Consider the following 17403-nt stretch of genomic DNA (forward strand, 5'->3'; position numbering starts at 1 on the left):
TGGTGGCTGCGATGCTGCTGGCAGCCGGCTGCACCAGCCGTACGACCGGAGCTCCCGCCCCGCAGGCAAGCAGCCCTCCGGCGGTGACACCGCCGGCCGACATGCTTCCGGACCCTGACGGTGTCCTGCCCACCCGCTCCACCGCCGCGGACCCCGCAGCCGCGGCCACGGCGACACGGTTCGTCGCCCGGTGGGCACGCCCGGACCTGCCCGCCGCCCAGTGGCGCGCCGACGTGCGCCCGTACGCCGTGCCCGGCTACGCGGACCTGCTCGACACCGTCGACCCGGCCAACGTGCCCGCCACCCGGGTCACCACACCCGGCCGCGTCGTCACCGCCACCCCTGATCGGGCGGAGGTCGACGTCGGCACGGACGCGGGCGTGCTGCGCGTGGTGTGCGTAAGCGACGGCCAACGCTGGCTGGTGGCGACCCTCGGGATGCCGGAGGTCGCCCGGCGATGAACGGAAAGCGGGTCGGCGTCGGCGTCGCTGTGGTGGCTGCGCTGCTGGTGGTGTGTGGCCTGCCGTTAGCGTCGGTGATCACCGAAGCGCCGGCCGAGGCCTGCGCTCCCGCTGCTGCCCAGGCCACGAGCAGCGCGGGCACGCGCGGCGGGGTCGGCCGGTGGAACAGCGAGCAGGTCACCAACGCGGCCACGATCGTCACCGTCGGCCAGCAGCGGGGGATACCGGCCCGAGGCTGGGTCATCGCGGTGGCCACGGCGATGGTCGAGTCCAGCCTGCGGAACCTGCGCGGCGGCGACCGCGACTCCGTTGGCCTGTTCCAGCAACGGCCCAGCCAGGGATGGGGCACCCCGACGCAGATCCTCGACCCGGTCTATGCCGCCGGGAAGTTCTACGACAAGCTGCTGCGCATCCCCAACTGGCAGCAACTGCCACTGACCGTCGCCGCGCAACGGGTCCAGGTTTCGGCGTTCCCCGACAAGTACGGCGAGTACGAGCAGGACGCCGAGCAGGTCGTCGCGGCCGTGACCGGCGTCGCCACGATCAGCGACCTGCCCGGGGCCAGCCTCGCCGTGTGCGGCGGCGCCCCGAACGTGGCTGCGTCGGGATGGACCCTGCCCGTGCAGGCCGCCGTGGGCAGCGGCTACGGGCCGCGGGCCGGACGGCTGCACGCTGGCGTGGACCTGATCGCCGTCCGCAACACCGTCATCCGCGCGGCCAGCTCTGGCGAGGTGGTGTGGTCCGGCTGTGACCCCGGCACCGGCAGCTGCGACATCGACGGCAGTCCGAGCACCCGCGGATGCGGCTGGTACGTGGACCTGGTGCACGCCGGTGGTTACGGCACGCGGTATTGCCACATGGTTCGCCGCCCCGACGTACGCGTTGGCGACACCGTGCAAGCGGGCCAGCCGATCGGACTGGTTGGCACCAGCGGCCATTCCTCCGGTCCGCACCTGCACTTCGAAACTCACCAGGCGGTTTGCGGCGGATCGCGCTGCGACCTGAGCACCGCCAACTCCACCGATCCGGTGCCGTTCATGCGCGAGCGCGGCGCCCCGCTTGACGAGAGCAGGTGAGGCCCGACCTCGCACCACGACGCCACATCCGACAGCGCACACATCACGGGGGTGAAACATGCGCACCGACCAGAACCAGCATCCATGCCTGCCCACACCTGAACCGCCGCCACCGGCCGACCGTGCCGGCAGCAAGGGCCAACATCGCGACCGGCACACCCTGCGCCGACCGCGACACCTGCGGAGGCCACGATGAGCGCCTCCACCCGGCGGCAGATCGCAGGGGTCTACCGCCCACCCGTCAACTCTCGACCGGCCCCGCCGCCGCGCCCGGACGCAGTGGCGCAGCTGTGCCGCACCGCGAACACCGTCCGCGCGCATCTCGAACGCACGGTGTTGCGGGAGGCGGGCATGACCTGGACCAGCTACGACGTGCTGGTGCTCATCTGCGCCCGGAGAGTGGTCGAGCCTCGCGCCATCGCCGTGGAGGTGGGCATCGCCAAGGCCACCCTCACCAACACGCTCAGCGCGCTCGTCGATCGGGACTTGGTGCGCCGCCAGCTACACGAGCGTGACCGCCGGCGCGTCGTCGTCAGACCCACGCAGGCCGGCCTGGACCTTGCACGGGAGCTGCAACGCCTCGTGCACGCCCGGCAGGCGGAGCTGTTCGCCGGCCCAGGGATGCCGCCAAGAGACAACATCGCCCACGTGCTGCGGGTGGTTGCCGCCCGCTCCCGCCCGGACGACGCCACCCCGAGGGGGGAGGGCGCCCGGTGACCGGCAACATCCGATCGCCGCTCCCCTCTCGGCGGCGTCCGTGCCCGTGGGACAGCGGCGAAGGTGGGACCCAATGACACGGCGGACGACCATGCTGGCCGAGAAGGCCGTTCCCCATAGCGAAGTGCCCAACGCCCCCGGACCCGGATGGCGGCTGGGCGTCCTCTACGGGCCCGCTGTCTACGGCGTCAGCGCCGCCGCCGTCGCGCTCCCGGACGCAGCCCAGCATCTTCGCGCCAGCGGCCCAGCGCTCGCATGGATCCTCACCGCGTACGCCGTGGGCATCGGCGTCGGTGCGGTCACCGCCGGACGCATCACCGATCTCTGGGGCAGCCGTCCGGTCCTCCTGATCGCCGTCACACTGCTCACCACCGGAGCGCTGGCATGCGCGGTCGCCCCCAACCTGGCCGCCGTCGTAACCGGTCGAATCCTGCTGGCAGTGGGCTCCGGCGCGGTCAAAGCCTCCGCGCTCACGATGGCCGCCCACCTGCCGGCACCGCAACGCCCGGCGGCATTGGCCCGATTCGGCGCCTGCCTAGCCGCGTTTGGTGCCACCGCGCCGCTGGCCGGAGCAGTGACGGTGGCCTGGTCGTGGCGGATGGCACTCGCCCTGCCCGTGCTGTCCATCGCCGCAATCCCGCTCTGCTGGCCCCTGACCACCCCACGCCGGCACCGGGAGCCGCTGGACTGGCCCGGAGCGGCACTGCTCGCGGTCGTCGCCGCCGGACTCCTCCTGACCGCCCAAACCGCGGCCCAACACACCAGCGCGATCACCATCACGGCGACGGCTGCCGCCACCACAGCCACCGCCCTCATCCTCGCCATCCGCAGCCGACGCCACTCCGGCGGATTCGTCCTCGACACCGTCCTGTTGGCCGCATGGTTCCGGCGCGCGGCGCTCGCCGGTGCGGGCGTGTACGCCGGCCTGTTTGCCATCCTCTACGCGGCACCGCACCTGCTGACGAAGCTTGGCTACGGCACCACGCACATCGGGCTGCTCCTGCTGCCCGGCGCCGCCGTTGGTGCCGCGCTGGCCCGAGGCGCCGCATCCGCCGCCCGCCGCCTGCCTGCCCGGTACGTCCTGTCGGCAGCCAGCCTGCTGGTCGCGGCCACACTGTGCTACGCCGCCATCGACCCCGGTCCGATCGGCGTCACGGCAGCCGCCACGGCCGCATTCGCCGCCTCGGCGATCGCGCAGATGCTGCTCACGGCAGAAGCCACCAAACACGCCCCTCCACCTTGCCGCGGTGGAGCGATCGGACTACTCACCCTGGCCACCTTCGTAGGCGGTGGCGGCGGTACCGCACTCTGCGCCGCACTGTGGCAGCCATGGGGACCAGCCGCCACCCTCGCCATCACCGCACTGCTCCCCGCCGTAGGCGCCGCCGCAGCCTGGCGACTGCGCCCCCCAAGCAACGGGCGCCCCTACTAACATCGATTGAGAGGATGTCCATGGCCCAGGCACCCACCATTTGCCCGACCTGGGCCCTCAACTCTGCGCCCTCTTCGACAAGCTCGCCACCGCAGACCGAATGGGCCCGACCGGCGGCACGTCCATCAGTGGCTTTCGCGCATTCGCACCACTGCTCGCCTTCGCGGTCTACAACAACGGCGACGCAACTGCGACCCCGCCCACCTGAGCTACCCCTGCGACCCCGCATGTGAAGCCATCAGATTCTTCTCGGGCACCAAAGCTGCTGGGTTAGGTGCTGAATGGGGCAAGGCCTGAGTTTCCGGCGACCACGAGAGCGTCAACAAGGGCTTGCCACTGCGGGAGCGTCCCGTGCTCTTCGACTTCTGCGCGGATCGCTGTCAGCCACTCGTTGGACGACCATGACTGGTTGACCGTGACTTGGTCGTGTTGGATGCAGAGGTCTTCAACCCAGGCGAGTCCGCGGGTGGCTTGCTCTTCGATCGGCAGCTTGCGTACGAGCCGGATCAGCGCATCGACACAGCGCGCCTCCCCCTTGCCCACAGGCAGCCACTGATCCACTAGGTCGGTGAGTTGAGCCGGGTCGATCCAGTCGATGGGTGGGCCGGACAGCTCGTTGTACATGCCCTGCGTCCATGGTAATGGATCGGGCAGCAGGGCGGCCGCGGCCCAGGATCCCCAGGTACGCTCGTGGTAGACGTTGGGCTCGTCGTCTGCGTATGTGAGGGCGTGGGTGAGCAGCTCTGGCCATGTGCTTCTCGCCGCCTCGGCGAGGATGTCGCTTTCGGCGCCGGCCGCGGCGAGTCCGTGAAGGATGTTCACCAGCAGTCCCGCGTCGCTTCGCAGGACGTCGAGGTGTTCGAGTATCGGGCTCGGGTTTCCGTCGACCGCGTAGGACTGCAGCAGGGCGCGCGCTGCGACGAGCGTGTGCGTTCCTCGATGGTCCGCAGTCCAGCCTCTGCTCTCGTGCCGCACCATGGCGCTCCGCTGGACGGCAAGCAGGTCGAAGAGGAGTTGCTTCGCGTCGATCGTCACGCAGTGGCCGGTAGTTGCTGCGACACCCAGCGCGCGGATTGCCGGATCGAGGACGGCGATATCAACAGATTTGCCGTCGAGTTCCTTCAGACGTGCGGTCAGGTCGCCCTCGATCCTGACCCTTGCCCTGCGCTGAGTATGAACGTTCCATGGCCCGAACTCGGCTCCGCGAGCTGTCTCGATGACCCATGCGAGCGCTGTCTTGTGGACGCAGTCCGTGCCGGCACACTCTGACGCCCAGAGAACGTCGCATCCGCGGGCTAGAAAGAGGCGTGTTTCGAGCGGCGCCTTGCTGGCCAGGGCGAGCCCCGCCGCGGCGACGTCGGCGACGGTTACGCCTGCCTCGGAGAGTGCGGGGGCGAGTGCCGGTGTGAGTAGGGCGGGTAGGGCTCGCGCGGCGGCTCGGTCGGCACCGAGTTGGAAGTATTGGCCTTCGTCGCGTAGGTCTTCGGAGTCGCGGAACGCTGCAGCGATTGCCACCACGAGCTCGACAGCGAACGCCCCTTCGTTGCCTAGGGCTTCGGGTTCGCCGTTGACGACCCGCTCGATGGCTGTTCGTGCGACTTGTGCGGCGGCGTCGTGCGGACGCATGTGCATGGCGTGCTGTTCGGCGTTGAGGAGTGCGTGCGCGGCGGCCAGGTCGTCGGCGATCTCCGCCGCGGTGGGCGGCTCGTGGTCGTCATGGAAACTCGCTGACCCCCAGTAGCGGTTCTGGAGGCGCAGTACTGTTTGAACCTGCCCTTGTTGGGCGACAGACTCGGCCTGCGCTGCAATTGCTTCGGGCGGCGGCACGACTTGCAGGTAGAGGCGGCCGCCGTCTTTGGTGAGCTGGTATCGGGATTCGTCGAGGTTGGCAGCCCAGTTCAAGACTCGGCCTGATTCGAGACCCTGTCGGACACCGTTGGCGACGAGTTCTTCACCGATACCGCGAAGCTCGGCGCGTCGTTCCTCATCGGCGTGAGTCATGAGCCAAACGGATACTTCTCGTGGCGTCCATTGGCGACGTTCTGGGTGCGTGAGGCCTTCCGAGGAGGCCCGGAATCCGTAATGTTCGCTGGTCGCACGGCTGAACTCGAGGATCCAGACGGCAGGCTCGGCTAGGAAATGGTCGAGCTGGCTGCCGGCCTTTTCGATGTTTCGGGCGAACAGCCCATACAACATCCCTGGGATTGCGAGGTTTTCGCAGCCGTTGAGGAGGTACTCGGCGATGAGCTTTGGGGTGGCGCCCGCATTCAGTAGTGATTCGGCGACGCGTTCCATGGCTTGGAGCGCGCTCATACAGGGGTTCGGGCCGACAGATGTTCCTCGATACCAAGCCCATACGTGGCCGTCACCGACGTATTCGCGGGATTCACCGGTAAGATCAAGCGCGATGCCCGAGGAGCCATCGTCCACCTCGGCCTTGCTGCCGCGCTCGCCTGCGGGTTGTTCGAGCGCGTTGAACGACCGGTTCAGTCGTGAGGTGGTTTTGACTCGGATTCGTGCGGCGTGGTTGAGGATGTTGTTGAGCACTCGGATTGATGTGGTGAGTTGTGCGGCGTTGAACAATTGCCAAAACCCGCCGAAGTAGTACGCGGCAAACGGTGGCCCGAAGCCCATCCAGCGTCCTTGGTGATCACGGATGCCTTCGTCGTGGTAGTCCCAGTCCCAGTCGCCATCGGCGTCCTCGTCGATGTAGTAGGCCTCCATCAGAGCCCCGAGGAGTGCGGGATCGTGCTGAGCGATGCTACGGGCACTGAACGGTGCGTCTACGGCTGGTGCGAGGAAGGCAGGCGCGTCTTCAGCGAGCGTACGCAGGCACGCTTCGATGTCGGCGTTGATGTCGGGTCCGAGCAGCGCCAAGGTTTCGACGAACTCGTCGTCCGTGACCTGGTAATCCAGGACCCTGCGCTGGCGTCGCCGCCTCGCCGGCCGGGCGGGTAGGGCATCCTCGGTTGCCTGCTTCCGCGGGAACTGTGCCCAGAACGCCAGCAGGCGCCCTCGAAGCGCTTCACGCAGTTCGTGGCCCGCTGGCTCATACGCCACGACGAGTGCCTGGAGCCAATTCGTGAGGACTTCGAATGCCTGCTTGGAGATGTTCCAGGGCTCTGCCTGGTCGATCAGGTAGCGTGCGACGGGTGCCCCGAGCGCCGGGTGGACGAAGCCGTCAAAGGAGAACCGCTGTCGTACGATGCGGAGGACTTCGGACAGTTGTAGGTCGTCCGTGCCGGTGTCGACCGTGGTTTTAATGCACTCGTATGCGGCCGGTGTATCGAGGACTGCCTCGATGGGAACGTCCGCCCATCTGGAGCCGTGTGCGCCGGCGATCCTGTGGAAACCCGAGACCAGCCGCCGGAAGGTCCGTTCGGGCTGGCGAGCTGGGTCAACCAGGAGGCCTTTGCATGCGAGGGTGACAGCAGAGAGGGTCCACCTTGGTACGCCGGCGGCCTGGAGTGTGTCGGCGACCTGTCCGGAGCGGACGAGGTGGATGGCAGTTGCGTAGCGGCGCACTTCGTCGTGTGCGAACTGTGGGTGCTGACGGTAGATGTTGGGCGGTGCCAGAAGGTGATCGGCCCGCAAAGCATCGACCGCAGCGGGGTCGAGAGCCCCCGATGCAAGCAGGGCATCCGGCCCAGCCAGTGATGCTGCCGCCAACGCGAGGAGCGTTTCTTCACGTGCCTGTGGTGAGCCCTGGATGCGACGCCCGTCGCCGCGGACGACCTTGCTCCAGATAGCTTCGAGACACTCCCACTCGCTCATCGGGCCGTCGAGTGCGAGACCCGTACGAGAGAGCAGATCAAGTACGACGAGGCGCCTGAGTAGGGACGTGGCGGACAGGTTCCGTAGGAGCCCACGCAGCAGTGGGAATCGTTGCGTGACTCGGGCCAGTTCGTCGTCGTCGAGGGGTTTGACCTCGAACGTTTGGATGGATTGTTGACGGCCGACGCTTAGCTGTTCGCGGACAAACTCGGCTGCGGGGTCTGCGGTTATCGCCACGACTCCCAACCCGGCCTTCCAAGCAGCGTCGAGGAGGTCTCGAAGAAATCCAGCTGACCGTTCCACGGCTGCGTCTGCGGCGTCGACGACCAGGACTCGACTTGGCGCGGATACTTCTGCCACTACCTGGCCGACAGATGCCCCCAGCATGTGCCGGAGCTCGACGGGAGTGCTCGGCAGGTCTCGGAAGTTGACGACGACTGCTTCGAATACCCCGGATTCGGCGGTCTCGAGTTCCCTGATGGCAGAGAGAGTAAGGGCGCTCTTCCCGGTTCCCGAAAAGCCGGTGACGAGCAGTGCACCTCGTTCAGAAGCGACTCGACGGAGTTCGGCCGCGAGGCCTGCACGTCGTTCGGTAAACGGCAGTTCGAGTAGGCCACCGCCGTCAGCGTCAGCGCCGAGGGTGCTTCGTACGGTGCCGAACGCAACGGCTCGGTACTGGTTCAGGACGTCCCACGCCTGTCTGGTGCGCGTGGACGGGACGTCGAGGAGCAGGTGGGTGTCTCTCCGTAACACGTTGAGGTCGACTACGGCCCCCATCGCGTCGTAGCGGCCGGCGTTTACTGCGAGCCGATCACGAAGTCCGACGCCGTCTGCGGTGGGGGCTGCGATGCGGTCCAAGGAGGTGGCGACGGCGGTCCAGTCTGTCTCGTCTGGGCTCTGCAGTCTGAACCCGAGGATGCGAAGCCGTCTAAGGAGTGCCCAGGTCAGCTCCAACACCTCGACTTCAGGGCGTGCCTGATCAAGAGCGGCTGCAACCATCTGGCGCAAGTACTTGTAGCGGCCCCGGACGCTCTGCGACCAGCGGCCTTCGGTTTCTAGGGCAGTGTGGAAGCTCTTGGCGTTGCGGTTTGTTCGGGCGATGTCGCACACCTTGGCGACCTGTTCCCATTCGGTCTTCCATCCTGCGACCGCTACGGCAACGTGTCCGTCAGGGTGTGTGGCCACTTCGTCGAGCAGCGACTTCACCAACTTGACCGTCGGTGGATCGCTGGGGACGAAGTGTGGTGTCGCTCGGCATGCGATGGCGAGCTCGACCTCCCGGTCGCCGGCTACAACGAGGAGGTCGTCGACTGGGTGCGCGGGCCCGGTTTGGAACGCGAGCGACCGGACGGGGAGATCGTTCGTTTCGGTGTGACGGCTGCCGGTGAGCATGCTCCCGAGGTAGGTGACGGCAACGCGGTGGGCAAAGGTAACTCCGCCTCCGCCCGTTGAGTAGGTGTTTGCGCCGGTCGGTGTCGTCGCCGCTGCGTCGGTGGCGGCGGGAGTCTCGTTCGGGCTGTTCATCACATCTCCGGCATGCGCTTCTCACGGCTCCGCTTCGCACAACACTCTAGGGCGGCCGCCCGACACAACCGAAGTCTCTGGTCGCCTCGTCCGAGGCAAGTCACCTCCTGACTGAGGCCGCCGACCGGACATACAAATCGCGGGGGCCGGTCTTGGTCCTAGCCTCGGCCGCCGCGCGCCAGCAAACCGACATCGTCCTGGTTGATGATGACGGCGGACATTAGGTGTGCGCCGGGCCGGTGGCGTGGTTACCACCATGGCTCGTCGACGAAGGCGGTCGTGTATCAATCAATCTCCGTCTCGTTGGTGTTATGGCGGGTGGTGATCCGCTCGTACGCGTCGTGTGCGTGCTGCGGCAGGTGCTCGCGGACCGGTGTGGTGTGGGGCGTCGGGCGGGTGTCGGCTACCGCCTGGACGCGGGCGGTGGTGGCGGCGACGACGTTGGCGAGTGCCGCGTTGCGGCTGGCGGCGCGGCGGGCCTGTTCGGCGGCGGCGGCGAGGCCGGCGTAGCGCGCCGGTAGGGCGCTGTCGTACCAGCGTTTCCATGCCGCGTGCTGGGCGTCAAGGGCGGTGGCGCGTTGGCTGTGCTCGGCGATCTGGTGGTCAAGGCTGGCCAGCTTCTGCTGAAGGCTGCTGACCTGGTCAGCCGCTGCGGCGGTGTGGGTGTGCAGGTCGCGTTGTGCGGTGAGGCGTCGGGTACGTGAGGGGCCGCGATGCCACCAGCGGGGTTGCAACCGTTGCGCGCGCAGCACGGTGTGGCGGTGGGTGGCGTCGGCCGCGGCGAGCAACTGGGTGAGGTCGTGACGGTGGTGTTCGGTGTCGGTGAGGGCGCGGTAGGTGGCGCGCAGCTCGTCGGCGACGTAGGCAGGTGCGGTGCCGTCGATGTCGCGTTGCGCGGTGATGAGGCGGGTGAGTTCGGCGTCGGGTGCGGTGGTGAGCTTGCCGGCGAGGGCGGCGGCGCCGAGGACGAGTCGGGCCCGGTGCCAGGCGTTCCAGCGGGTGATGTCGCTGGTGCGGGGCTCGGGTCCGATGGGGTGGTCACCGATCAGCTGATAGGTGTCCCGGTAGGCGGCGACGACTTCGGCGCGGGTGAGCCATTGTTGGCGGCCGAAGTCGTCGGTGGGGATGTCGCCGAGGGCGAGGCTCCAGGCGGGTCGGGTCTGTGCGGCGAGGTGCGCGAGTGCTTCGGCGCGGCGGCCGCAGATGGCGGCGACCTGGCGAAGCGCGCCACCGATGTCGCCGGTGAGGTCGGCCGGGAGGCGGTCGGTGTGGGTGCGCCAGTGTTCTGGGCGTTCGGCGACGGCGGGGTCGGCGGTGGCTCGTTGCATGAGGCGGTCGATGCGCCAGATGAGGACGGCGGCGATGTCGTCTGCGGTGTCGAGTTCGCGTACTCGGATGACGCGGCGGAGGATGTCGCGGGGTTCGTGGCCGGCGGCGGCGTAGGTGGTGAGTCGGTTGATGAGCGCTGGTAGGGCGAGGTCGTGGGCGAGCCGGTCGGCGAGGGCGGGGCCGCTGAGTTGGCGGACGATGGCGAGGTGTTCGGGGATGCGGGCGCGGGCGGTGAGGTCGTCGTAGATGGGCGTCCAGGTGTGCAGGGCGTCGGCGTCGGCCCAGAGCTGCTGTTCGGTTTCGGTGGCGGAGCGCTCGGGTGCGCTGCGGCGCATGATGTCGGCGAGAACGGCGACGCGGGCGGTGGGCGGGGCGGGTGGGGTGCCTTCGCGGGGGTCGTCGTCAGTGACGACGTACGCCTCGTTGAGCGCTCGGCCGCGGGTGAGCATGACGTAGACGCGGGCGAGGGAGGTGTTGTCGTCGATGAGCGCGCGGGCGGTGTGGACGGTCTGTCCTTGGACCGAGTCGACGGTTTGGGCGTACGCGAGGTGGGTGTGCTGGGCGGTGTAGGCGGCGGGCAGGACGGCGTTTGTGCCGGTGGTGATGTTGGTGACGTGGAGTTGCCCGTCGCGGGTGACGGCCTTGATGCGCCACTGGTCGCGGTTGGTGACGTAGTCGGGGCCGGCGGCGATGCACCGGTCGTTGCGTCGGGTGACGATGATGTCGCCCACGCTGGCCAGGTTGCCGTCCCGCAGGCGGACGCCTCGGCCGGGCTGCACGTGGCCCGCGGCGATGAGCAGATTGCGGGCGTGGTGGGCGATGTCGCTGGCCTCTTCGGTGGTGTCGACGAGCATCATGCTGCGGCGGCCGGCGGTGATGTCGGCGAGCCACCGGGTGAGCATCTGGTCGACGAGGTGGCGGCGGTGCCCGCCGACGAGGCGCCCGCGCCGGTCGTACTCGTCTAGGACGGTGGGGTCGCCGTGGCGGAGCCGCAGTGAGGCGGGGCCTTCCCAGGCGTGGGTGAAGCGATGCACGTGCGACAGGGAAGTGGTGACGCCGAGGGTGGCGAGGTAGCGGAGCAGCCCACCGGGTCCGACGGCGGATGTCTGATTGGGATCGCCGACGAGGATGAGCTTGCCGCGTACCTGGTCGAGCTGGGCGGTGATGCGGGCCAGATCGTGGCTGGAGACCTGGGATGCCTCGTCGACGATGACCCATTGCCCGGGTGCGAACGCCCAGTGGCGGGCTCGGGTGCCGGGCGGGGGACGATGTTGCGCGTGCAGCCACCGCGCGACGTTCTCGGTGCGCAGGGTGGTCCCGTCGGGTTGGCGGGTGGCGTCGGCGAGCAGGTTGGCGGCGGCCTGACCGACGGTGAGACCCAGCACCGGTATGCCTGCGGCGTGGGCTGCGGCGACGACGGCCCGTTGAAGGTGCGTCTTGCCGGTGCCGGCGGGACCGATGACGCCGGTGATGTGCCGGTCGTCGCCGATGAGGAACCGCAGTACCTCGGCTTTCTCTCCGGACAGGTCCATCCGCTCGATGGCGGCGTTGACGGCCTCGGCAGGTGCGGGCTGCGCGCCGCGTTGGCGGGCGTAGGCGATGACTTGGTGCTCGGCGGCGAGGACGGCGTGGGTGGTCAGGTGCAGGTCCCGGTGGCGGGTGTATTCGCTGTGCAGGTCGCTGGCTCGTTGCAGGCTTGGTCCCCACTGCACGAGCGCGGGGGGAGTCAGGACGCGGAGGCCTCCAGCCCCTTCGGTGACGGCGCGCGCGGCGAGGCGTTGCACGCGTTGCCAGTCCGCGGCGGGCGAGTGCCCGGGTGTGATGTCGAGGACCTGGCCGATGGCGAGTTCGAGGTGGTCGTGGCCGAAGACGGCGCGCTGATGGCTGAGCGTGTGCACGGCGCGGGCGACCGCCAACCGGTCGTCGGCGCGGACGGCGGCGTCGATGACGTGCGTGCGGCGTGCACGGGGGACGCGAAGCTGGGCGGTGGCGTCCCGTAGCGTGGCCTCGTCTAGGGCGGCGGGGTCGGCTGCGAGACCGCGGGCCCGGCGCAGCACCCGCAGCGCGATGGCGGCGGTGTCATCGTGCGCGTGCCCGGTGAGAAGACGTTGGATCTGCCCTTGTGTGTCGAGGCCCATCTTGCGGTCTTCGGCGAGCCAGCGGCGCACGGCTTCGTGGGTCGACTCGGCGCCTTTGTGAGGGCGGCGGGTGCGCAGGGTGGCGTCCTGGGCGCGAGTGCGCCATTGTCGCGGTGCCATCCGCTGAAGCGGGGACGCGCCGCGGTGGATCTCTTCGGTGATGGCGGCGCGACGTTTGGCGTAGTGGCGCAGGGAGTCGTCGCTGATGCCGACGATCTCACGGATGCCGGTGTCGGGGCGTGGGGCGAAGGTGATGCCGCGGCGCTGGCGTAGCTCGGCTTCGATCGCGCGTTCGTAGGCGACGCGGGCGCCGATCGCGGCGCGGTAGAGGGCCCGGCCGTCGAGGGCGAGCCACTGGGGTTTCGCGTCGTGGCTGTGGGCTTGAACTTTGGCGGAGACCACGATGTGCGCGTGGAGTTGGGGGTCACGTTCACGGCTGAGGCGGTGGTCGAAGACCATGGCCGCCAGGCCGGCGGTGTCGAGTTGGCGGACGCCCCCGGCGCCGGCGCGGGCATAGGCGCCGTGCCGTTGTAGGTGGTCGAGCACGACCCGCACCCCGGCGTGGTGGGCGGCCATGACGTCGCGTTTGACGTCGTCGTCGCCGAAGGCCCACAGCAGCGACACGGACTTGACCGGAGACACGGTGACGTCGAACGCGGACACAGCCCGTCGCTCTGGGGCGGTCATCGCGTCGTACCACGCCTTGTCGCGCTGTTCGACCGTGGCGTCGTCAGGCAGGAGTGACAGCGCTCGCTGTGCGGCTACGGTCCGATACGCGTCTGTCTGCGGCGCGTAGGTGCGCCACCGCTGTCCGAGCTGATAGCCGGCGCGGGGATGGCGTCCCTGGCCGACAAGGAAGCGCATCTGGCTCTCGGTGACCCAGCCGCTCATTCCGAGGACCGTGGCGCCGTCGCCAGCCCACCAGCCGGGGCTCTCACCCCGCGCCGTCGGGTCCATGTAGTACGGGGCCGGGCCCCCGGTGGTCGGGGCGCGCATGTCGTGCCTACCGGCCGCGACTTGCTCCATCAGATAGCGATATCCGCTGCCGGGCGAGATTCGCGTGATGGACAACATGGGAAAACCGTAGAAGATCAACTAGAAGGTGGGTGGTGGAGAATGCAAGAGGGTGTGTCGCCTCTAAGGGAGTGAGAATCGTGAGGGTGGGCGTTCGTGCAGGTAGGAAGCTGTGTGGCTGGTCCGAGTGAAGGTTCGAGGTGATTCCTGAAATTGCGGCCAGGATCGAACGAATAGGCAAGACGGCAGGCTCGGGATATGTTGGTGGGATCCGAAAGTCGCTACGGTCGGGATATGGCGAGTCGAACGGGGAATGATGCGGTCCGTGCGCTTCGGGCGCGGCAGGAGGTCGAGCGGCGTGCCGTGCGGGCTGTCGAGCAATCGGCGTCGGCGCTTGCGGATGCTGCAGAGCGGCGGCGCGAGTTGCTGGCAAAGGTAGACGGGGAGGTTCGGGACGCAACGGCAGCACATGAACTGTCGGTGGTGGTCCTTGCGGCGATTCTCCGTGACGACGGGTTGGCCGCTGAGTTGGCCGGTGTGGACGTGAGCAGGGTTCGGGCGCTGCGGCGGACGGTGGACGGTAAGGCGGTGCGCGAGCGCATCGCGCAGTTGGGGTCGGTGATGCCGCGTCGTGGCCGGCCGCCTGCGCCGGAGGTCGTGTCGCACGGGGGCGTGTTGGGTGATGTCGGGTCAGCCCCCGGCCTGGTGGATGGCGGCTGACCCGTGGATGCGCTGTGGGACGTGGGGTGAGAGTCGGGAGCGGCAGCCGGCGGCGGCGTGCTCGATGCGCGCCGACGACGTCTCGCGTGCGCCCGCCGAGCCGCTGCGCGCGGCCGGGCGGGCGCGGGGTCAGGGGTGCTGGCCGAGCAGGCGTCCGGGGTCGCCGGTGGTGGTCCATCCGGCGCAGTCGCTGAACAGCCGGTGCGCGCTGTGGGCGAGCGTGATCGGGTACAGGTTGGGGCGCTGCACGTAATGCTTGCCGTGCTGCCAGAGGTCGAGCAGCATCGCGGCCAGTCGCAGGGTGGCGCGCATTCGTCCGGGGTTGCAGTCCTCGCAGTGGTGCCGGCGGGCGTACTTGATTAGTGCGACGGTTGCGGCGCGCAGTCGTACAGCGGTGGCCAGGTCGTGGACCGGCTCGGAGGGCCACGCGGGGCGGTGGTCGCACAAGTCGAGGTGGCTGATGACGTGCGCCATGCGGCGGCGGGCGTCTTCAAGCATGGCCAGGATTTGACCGGCGCGGCGGACGGCGGGCGTTGCCGCCGGGATCAATGTCGTGGGTGCCGTGAGGACAGACATAGGGGCTCCTCGTGTTGGCGTTCGTGTGGGGCGGTGTTCGCCGTTCCGCCCGGATGGCGCGCGTGGTGCGAGGGGGAGGGCGGCCCGGGTGGGGTGACCCGGGCCGCGCCGGGGCGTTAGCGGTAGCGGCGGCGTGAGGCGGCTGCCTTGGTAGCGGTGGTTGCGGTGGTGTGGTGCCACACCTGGACGGCTGCGCCGTGGCGCTTGGCGTCGTACATAGCAGCATCAGCCCGAGTGAGCAGGCCGGAGGCCGTACGGGTGCCGTGGTCGGCCATCGCAAGGCCAACGCTTGCGCGGCAGTTGACGGGCTCACCGAAGATCGCGAGCGTGCTGCGGTCGAGGGCATCGGCTGCGGCGGTGGCGTTCTCGCGGCTGGTGCGTTCGCCGCCATCGGTGACGATCAAGAACTCGTCGCCGCTCATTCGGCCGATGTAGGCAGTGGGTAGGTCGAGTGCGGTGAGGGTGTCCGCGACGTGGATTAGCAGGCTGTCGCCTGCGGCGTGCCCATGTTGGTCGTTGATTGCTTTGAAGTCGTTGAGGTCGAGCAGGGCGACGCTGACGGGCCGGGCGCGGTCGGCCAGCAGCGCGTTCAGGTGGCGTAGGAGCGCGCGGCGGTTGGGCAGGCCGGTCAGCGGGTCGTGGTCGGCCTCGTGGCGGGCGGTGGCGAGGGCGGTGCGAAGTCGTCGGTTTTGTACCAGGAGTGCGACGAGGTTGGCGGTGGTGATTGCGAGCAGGATCGTTTGCCACGCCGTTTGCATTCGGGTGCTCCCTGGGGTTGGGGTTTGTGTGGTGCGCGGTGGGGGTTCGCCGTCCCCTCCGAGCAATCATTACTATACCTAATCCGATGGTGTCGGTCTATCCAATTCGGCCGGCACGGTCGAGAAACCTCAGTGACTTTGATGTGCCGGCGGCTACGTCGATCACGCCCTTATTTGTCGAGGTGTTGCCATTGACGGGTAACAGGGGAGCCGGCGAGGCCGGCTCCCCTGTGACGTCTCTACGGCTGGTGTCGCTTGCGGGCGTCGCCGAGCACGTGAACCTGATCGGTCAGGATGAGCGGGGCGTCGGCCGGTCCCTTGATGTGAGGGCGGACGTAGGTTCGGCGGCGCAGTCCGCGGCCGGGGCCGTAGGGCTGCTGCCGGAAGAATCCGGCGACCCACCATCGGCGGGTGTAGACGCGCGTGGTCGTGCCGTCGGGGCTGTCCTGGCGGGCCTGCTGTTTGCGTCGCAGCCGTACCAGCCGCACCGTTGGCGCGGGTCGGTTGGCGCGCTGGTATGCCTTGCGCGTCGCCTTGTCGGCTGGTTCCTCGGTGACTTCGGCGTCGGGCTGCGTCGACAGGATCCACGTGGCGATCAGGGAGCACAGCATCAGGCGCGTCTGTTCGCTGTTGGGTGCGTACGGCTGACCGAAGCGCAGTCCAGCGCCGCTACTGACTGGGGCGAGCCAGCCGATGCGCTCGCGCAGCCCCTGCAATTCCAACTCGGTGGGCTGCTGACCCTGTAGGAGGGTTTCTGCGGGGGTGTAGAAGGTGATCCAAACGCCACCGGGGATCGGTCCCCACTGTGCTGCGACGATTGGCACCGTTAGCCCGGTGTGTGGCTCCACCGGCTGATAAATCGGCGTGTGCCAGACGAGCAGGCCGTCGGATGCCGGCATCTCGACTTGCTCGACGCGCACGTCAGGAAGATCGCGCGCCGCGTGCGCGGCGAGGGCGGTGAAATCGGGGTCGATCCAGAACACGCGTCCGTTTTCCGCATGGTTTGCCATCAGGGCGGTGTACTGGCGCAGTGCTTCGGGGTTGCGGGCGTCAACGATCGCGGCGGGGGCGTCGACTGGGGCACCGGGGAACAGGTGCCCGGGGATCTTGTACGTCTCGCCGCTGTCGAGCAGGCGCAGGAGATACGAGCCGCCGGACGTGCGCCAGAAACGCACGAGCCGGTCCCGCACCTTTGGCAGCATCTGCGGGCGCAGCGACCGTACCTCGGGGGCGGGAGCGGCGTCCTGCGCGGGAGGGCAACTGCGGTTGTTCGCCCCGTAGGGGAGCGGTTGTCGTGCCGGTGTGCTGGGAGTGGCGGCGAAGAGGGCTTGGTGCAGGGGTCGGAAGAAGCTCTGCGCGTCATCCGACAGGCCACGGCGGCGGGCGCGTTTGACGGCGCGAGCGGTCAGCCCTTCGGGGTCGCGCTGCTCGACCAGGCGCGCGCATCCCTCGCACGCTGCCCAACTGCCGCCGAGGTTGTGCATCGCCATGCCGCTGACGTCGGGTGCGGTCGTCATGGCGATTTCGAGCTTTGCGAAGGTGAACGACGCCACCGGGCGAGGCGCGGAGCAAAAATCGCAGGTCATTTCGACGTGCGCGAGCTGTGCGAGCGGCACCGGGTTGGGTTCGTGGTCGTCGTTGCTGCTGCGGGGATGAAGGAACGTCCTTCCGCCGCCCTGGGTGGTGATCACGGTGAGGGGTACGCCGCACGTCGTGCAGCCGTACCCCTCGACGATCGGCGGAGTGCCGACGTCGTGGGAGTCCATGCGTCTCCTTTGGGTTGGGGTTTGTGTGATGTGCGGTGGGGGTTCGCCGTCCCCTCCGAACAATCATTACTATACCTCTTCTGATGGTATGGATCTATCCGATTCGGCCTGGATGGTC

At 68.7% G+C, this 17403-nt stretch carries 10 protein-coding genes; 5 read left to right on the forward strand and 5 right to left on the reverse strand.

From position 1 onward, the window contains the following. The first annotated feature begins 101 nt into the window (after window positions 1-101). From BFV98_RS29675 to BFV98_RS29690, 4 genes are all read left to right on the forward strand, one after another. A complete protein-coding gene (locus BFV98_RS29675) occupies window positions 102-461 on the forward strand; it encodes a hypothetical protein (RefSeq protein WP_143025368.1) in 360 nt (119 codons plus the stop codon). Then, window positions 458-1537, forward strand: coding sequence for a M23 family metallopeptidase (locus BFV98_RS29680; RefSeq protein WP_071098542.1), 1080 nt, complete (start codon window positions 458-460; stop codon window positions 1535-1537). Before BFV98_RS29675 ends, BFV98_RS29680 begins: the two co-directional genes overlap by 4 nt. A gap of 192 nt (window positions 1538-1729) precedes the next feature. Beyond that, window positions 1730-2254, forward strand: a complete 525-nt coding sequence (locus BFV98_RS29685) for a MarR family winged helix-turn-helix transcriptional regulator (RefSeq protein WP_047894046.1) — start codon at window positions 1730-1732, stop codon at window positions 2252-2254. A gap of 91 nt (window positions 2255-2345) precedes the next feature. Further along, window positions 2346-3686: an MFS transporter gene (locus BFV98_RS29690; RefSeq protein WP_071099047.1), complete on the forward strand. Its 1341-nt coding sequence runs from the start codon at window positions 2346-2348 to the stop codon at window positions 3684-3686. Between the two features lie 270 nt (window positions 3687-3956). Here the strand turns inward: BFV98_RS29690 and BFV98_RS29695 are convergent, their stop codons facing one another. Continuing rightward, the gene (locus BFV98_RS29695) at window positions 3957-8984 is read right to left on the reverse strand and encodes an ATP-binding protein (RefSeq protein ID WP_225319826.1); all 5028 of its coding nucleotides are present in this window, start codon (window positions 8982-8984) and stop codon (window positions 3957-3959) included. A 284-nt stretch (window positions 8985-9268) separates the two neighbouring features. Next, window positions 9269-13546, reverse strand: a complete 4278-nt coding sequence (gene mobF, locus BFV98_RS29700; RefSeq protein WP_143025369.1) for a MobF family relaxase — start codon at window positions 13544-13546, stop codon at window positions 9269-9271. Window positions 13547-13759: 213 nt separating this feature from the next. Here mobF and BFV98_RS32070 point away from each other — a divergent pair, with 213 nt between their 5' ends. Continuing rightward, window positions 13760-14185, forward strand: coding sequence for a hypothetical protein (locus BFV98_RS32070; RefSeq protein ID WP_143025370.1), 426 nt, complete (start codon window positions 13760-13762; stop codon window positions 14183-14185). A 129-nt stretch (window positions 14186-14314) separates the two neighbouring features. Here the strand turns inward: BFV98_RS32070 and BFV98_RS29710 are convergent, their stop codons facing one another. The 3 genes from BFV98_RS29710 to BFV98_RS29720 all read right to left on the reverse strand — a co-directional run bounded on the left by BFV98_RS29710 (window position 14315) and on the right by BFV98_RS29720 (window position 17285). After that, window positions 14315-14683 carry a hypothetical protein gene (locus BFV98_RS29710; RefSeq protein ID WP_143025371.1) on the reverse strand — a complete coding sequence of 123 codons (369 nt, stop codon included), beginning with the start codon at window positions 14681-14683 and terminating at the stop codon, window positions 14315-14317. A 194-nt stretch (window positions 14684-14877) separates the two neighbouring features. Continuing rightward, a complete protein-coding gene (locus tag BFV98_RS29715) occupies window positions 14878-15519 on the reverse strand; it encodes a GGDEF domain-containing protein (RefSeq protein ID WP_053065519.1) in 642 nt (213 codons plus the stop codon). 239 nt (window positions 15520-15758) lie between these two features. Continuing rightward, the gene (locus BFV98_RS29720; RefSeq protein WP_047894141.1) at window positions 15759-17285 is read right to left on the reverse strand and encodes a hypothetical protein; all 1527 of its coding nucleotides are present in this window, start codon (window positions 17283-17285) and stop codon (window positions 15759-15761) included. Window positions 17286-17403 lie beyond the last annotated feature (118 nt).

This window comes from Micromonospora sp. WMMB235 (genome assembly GCF_001855515.1).
Classification (GTDB): Bacteria; Actinomycetota; Actinomycetes; order Mycobacteriales; family Micromonosporaceae; genus Micromonospora; species Micromonospora aurantiaca.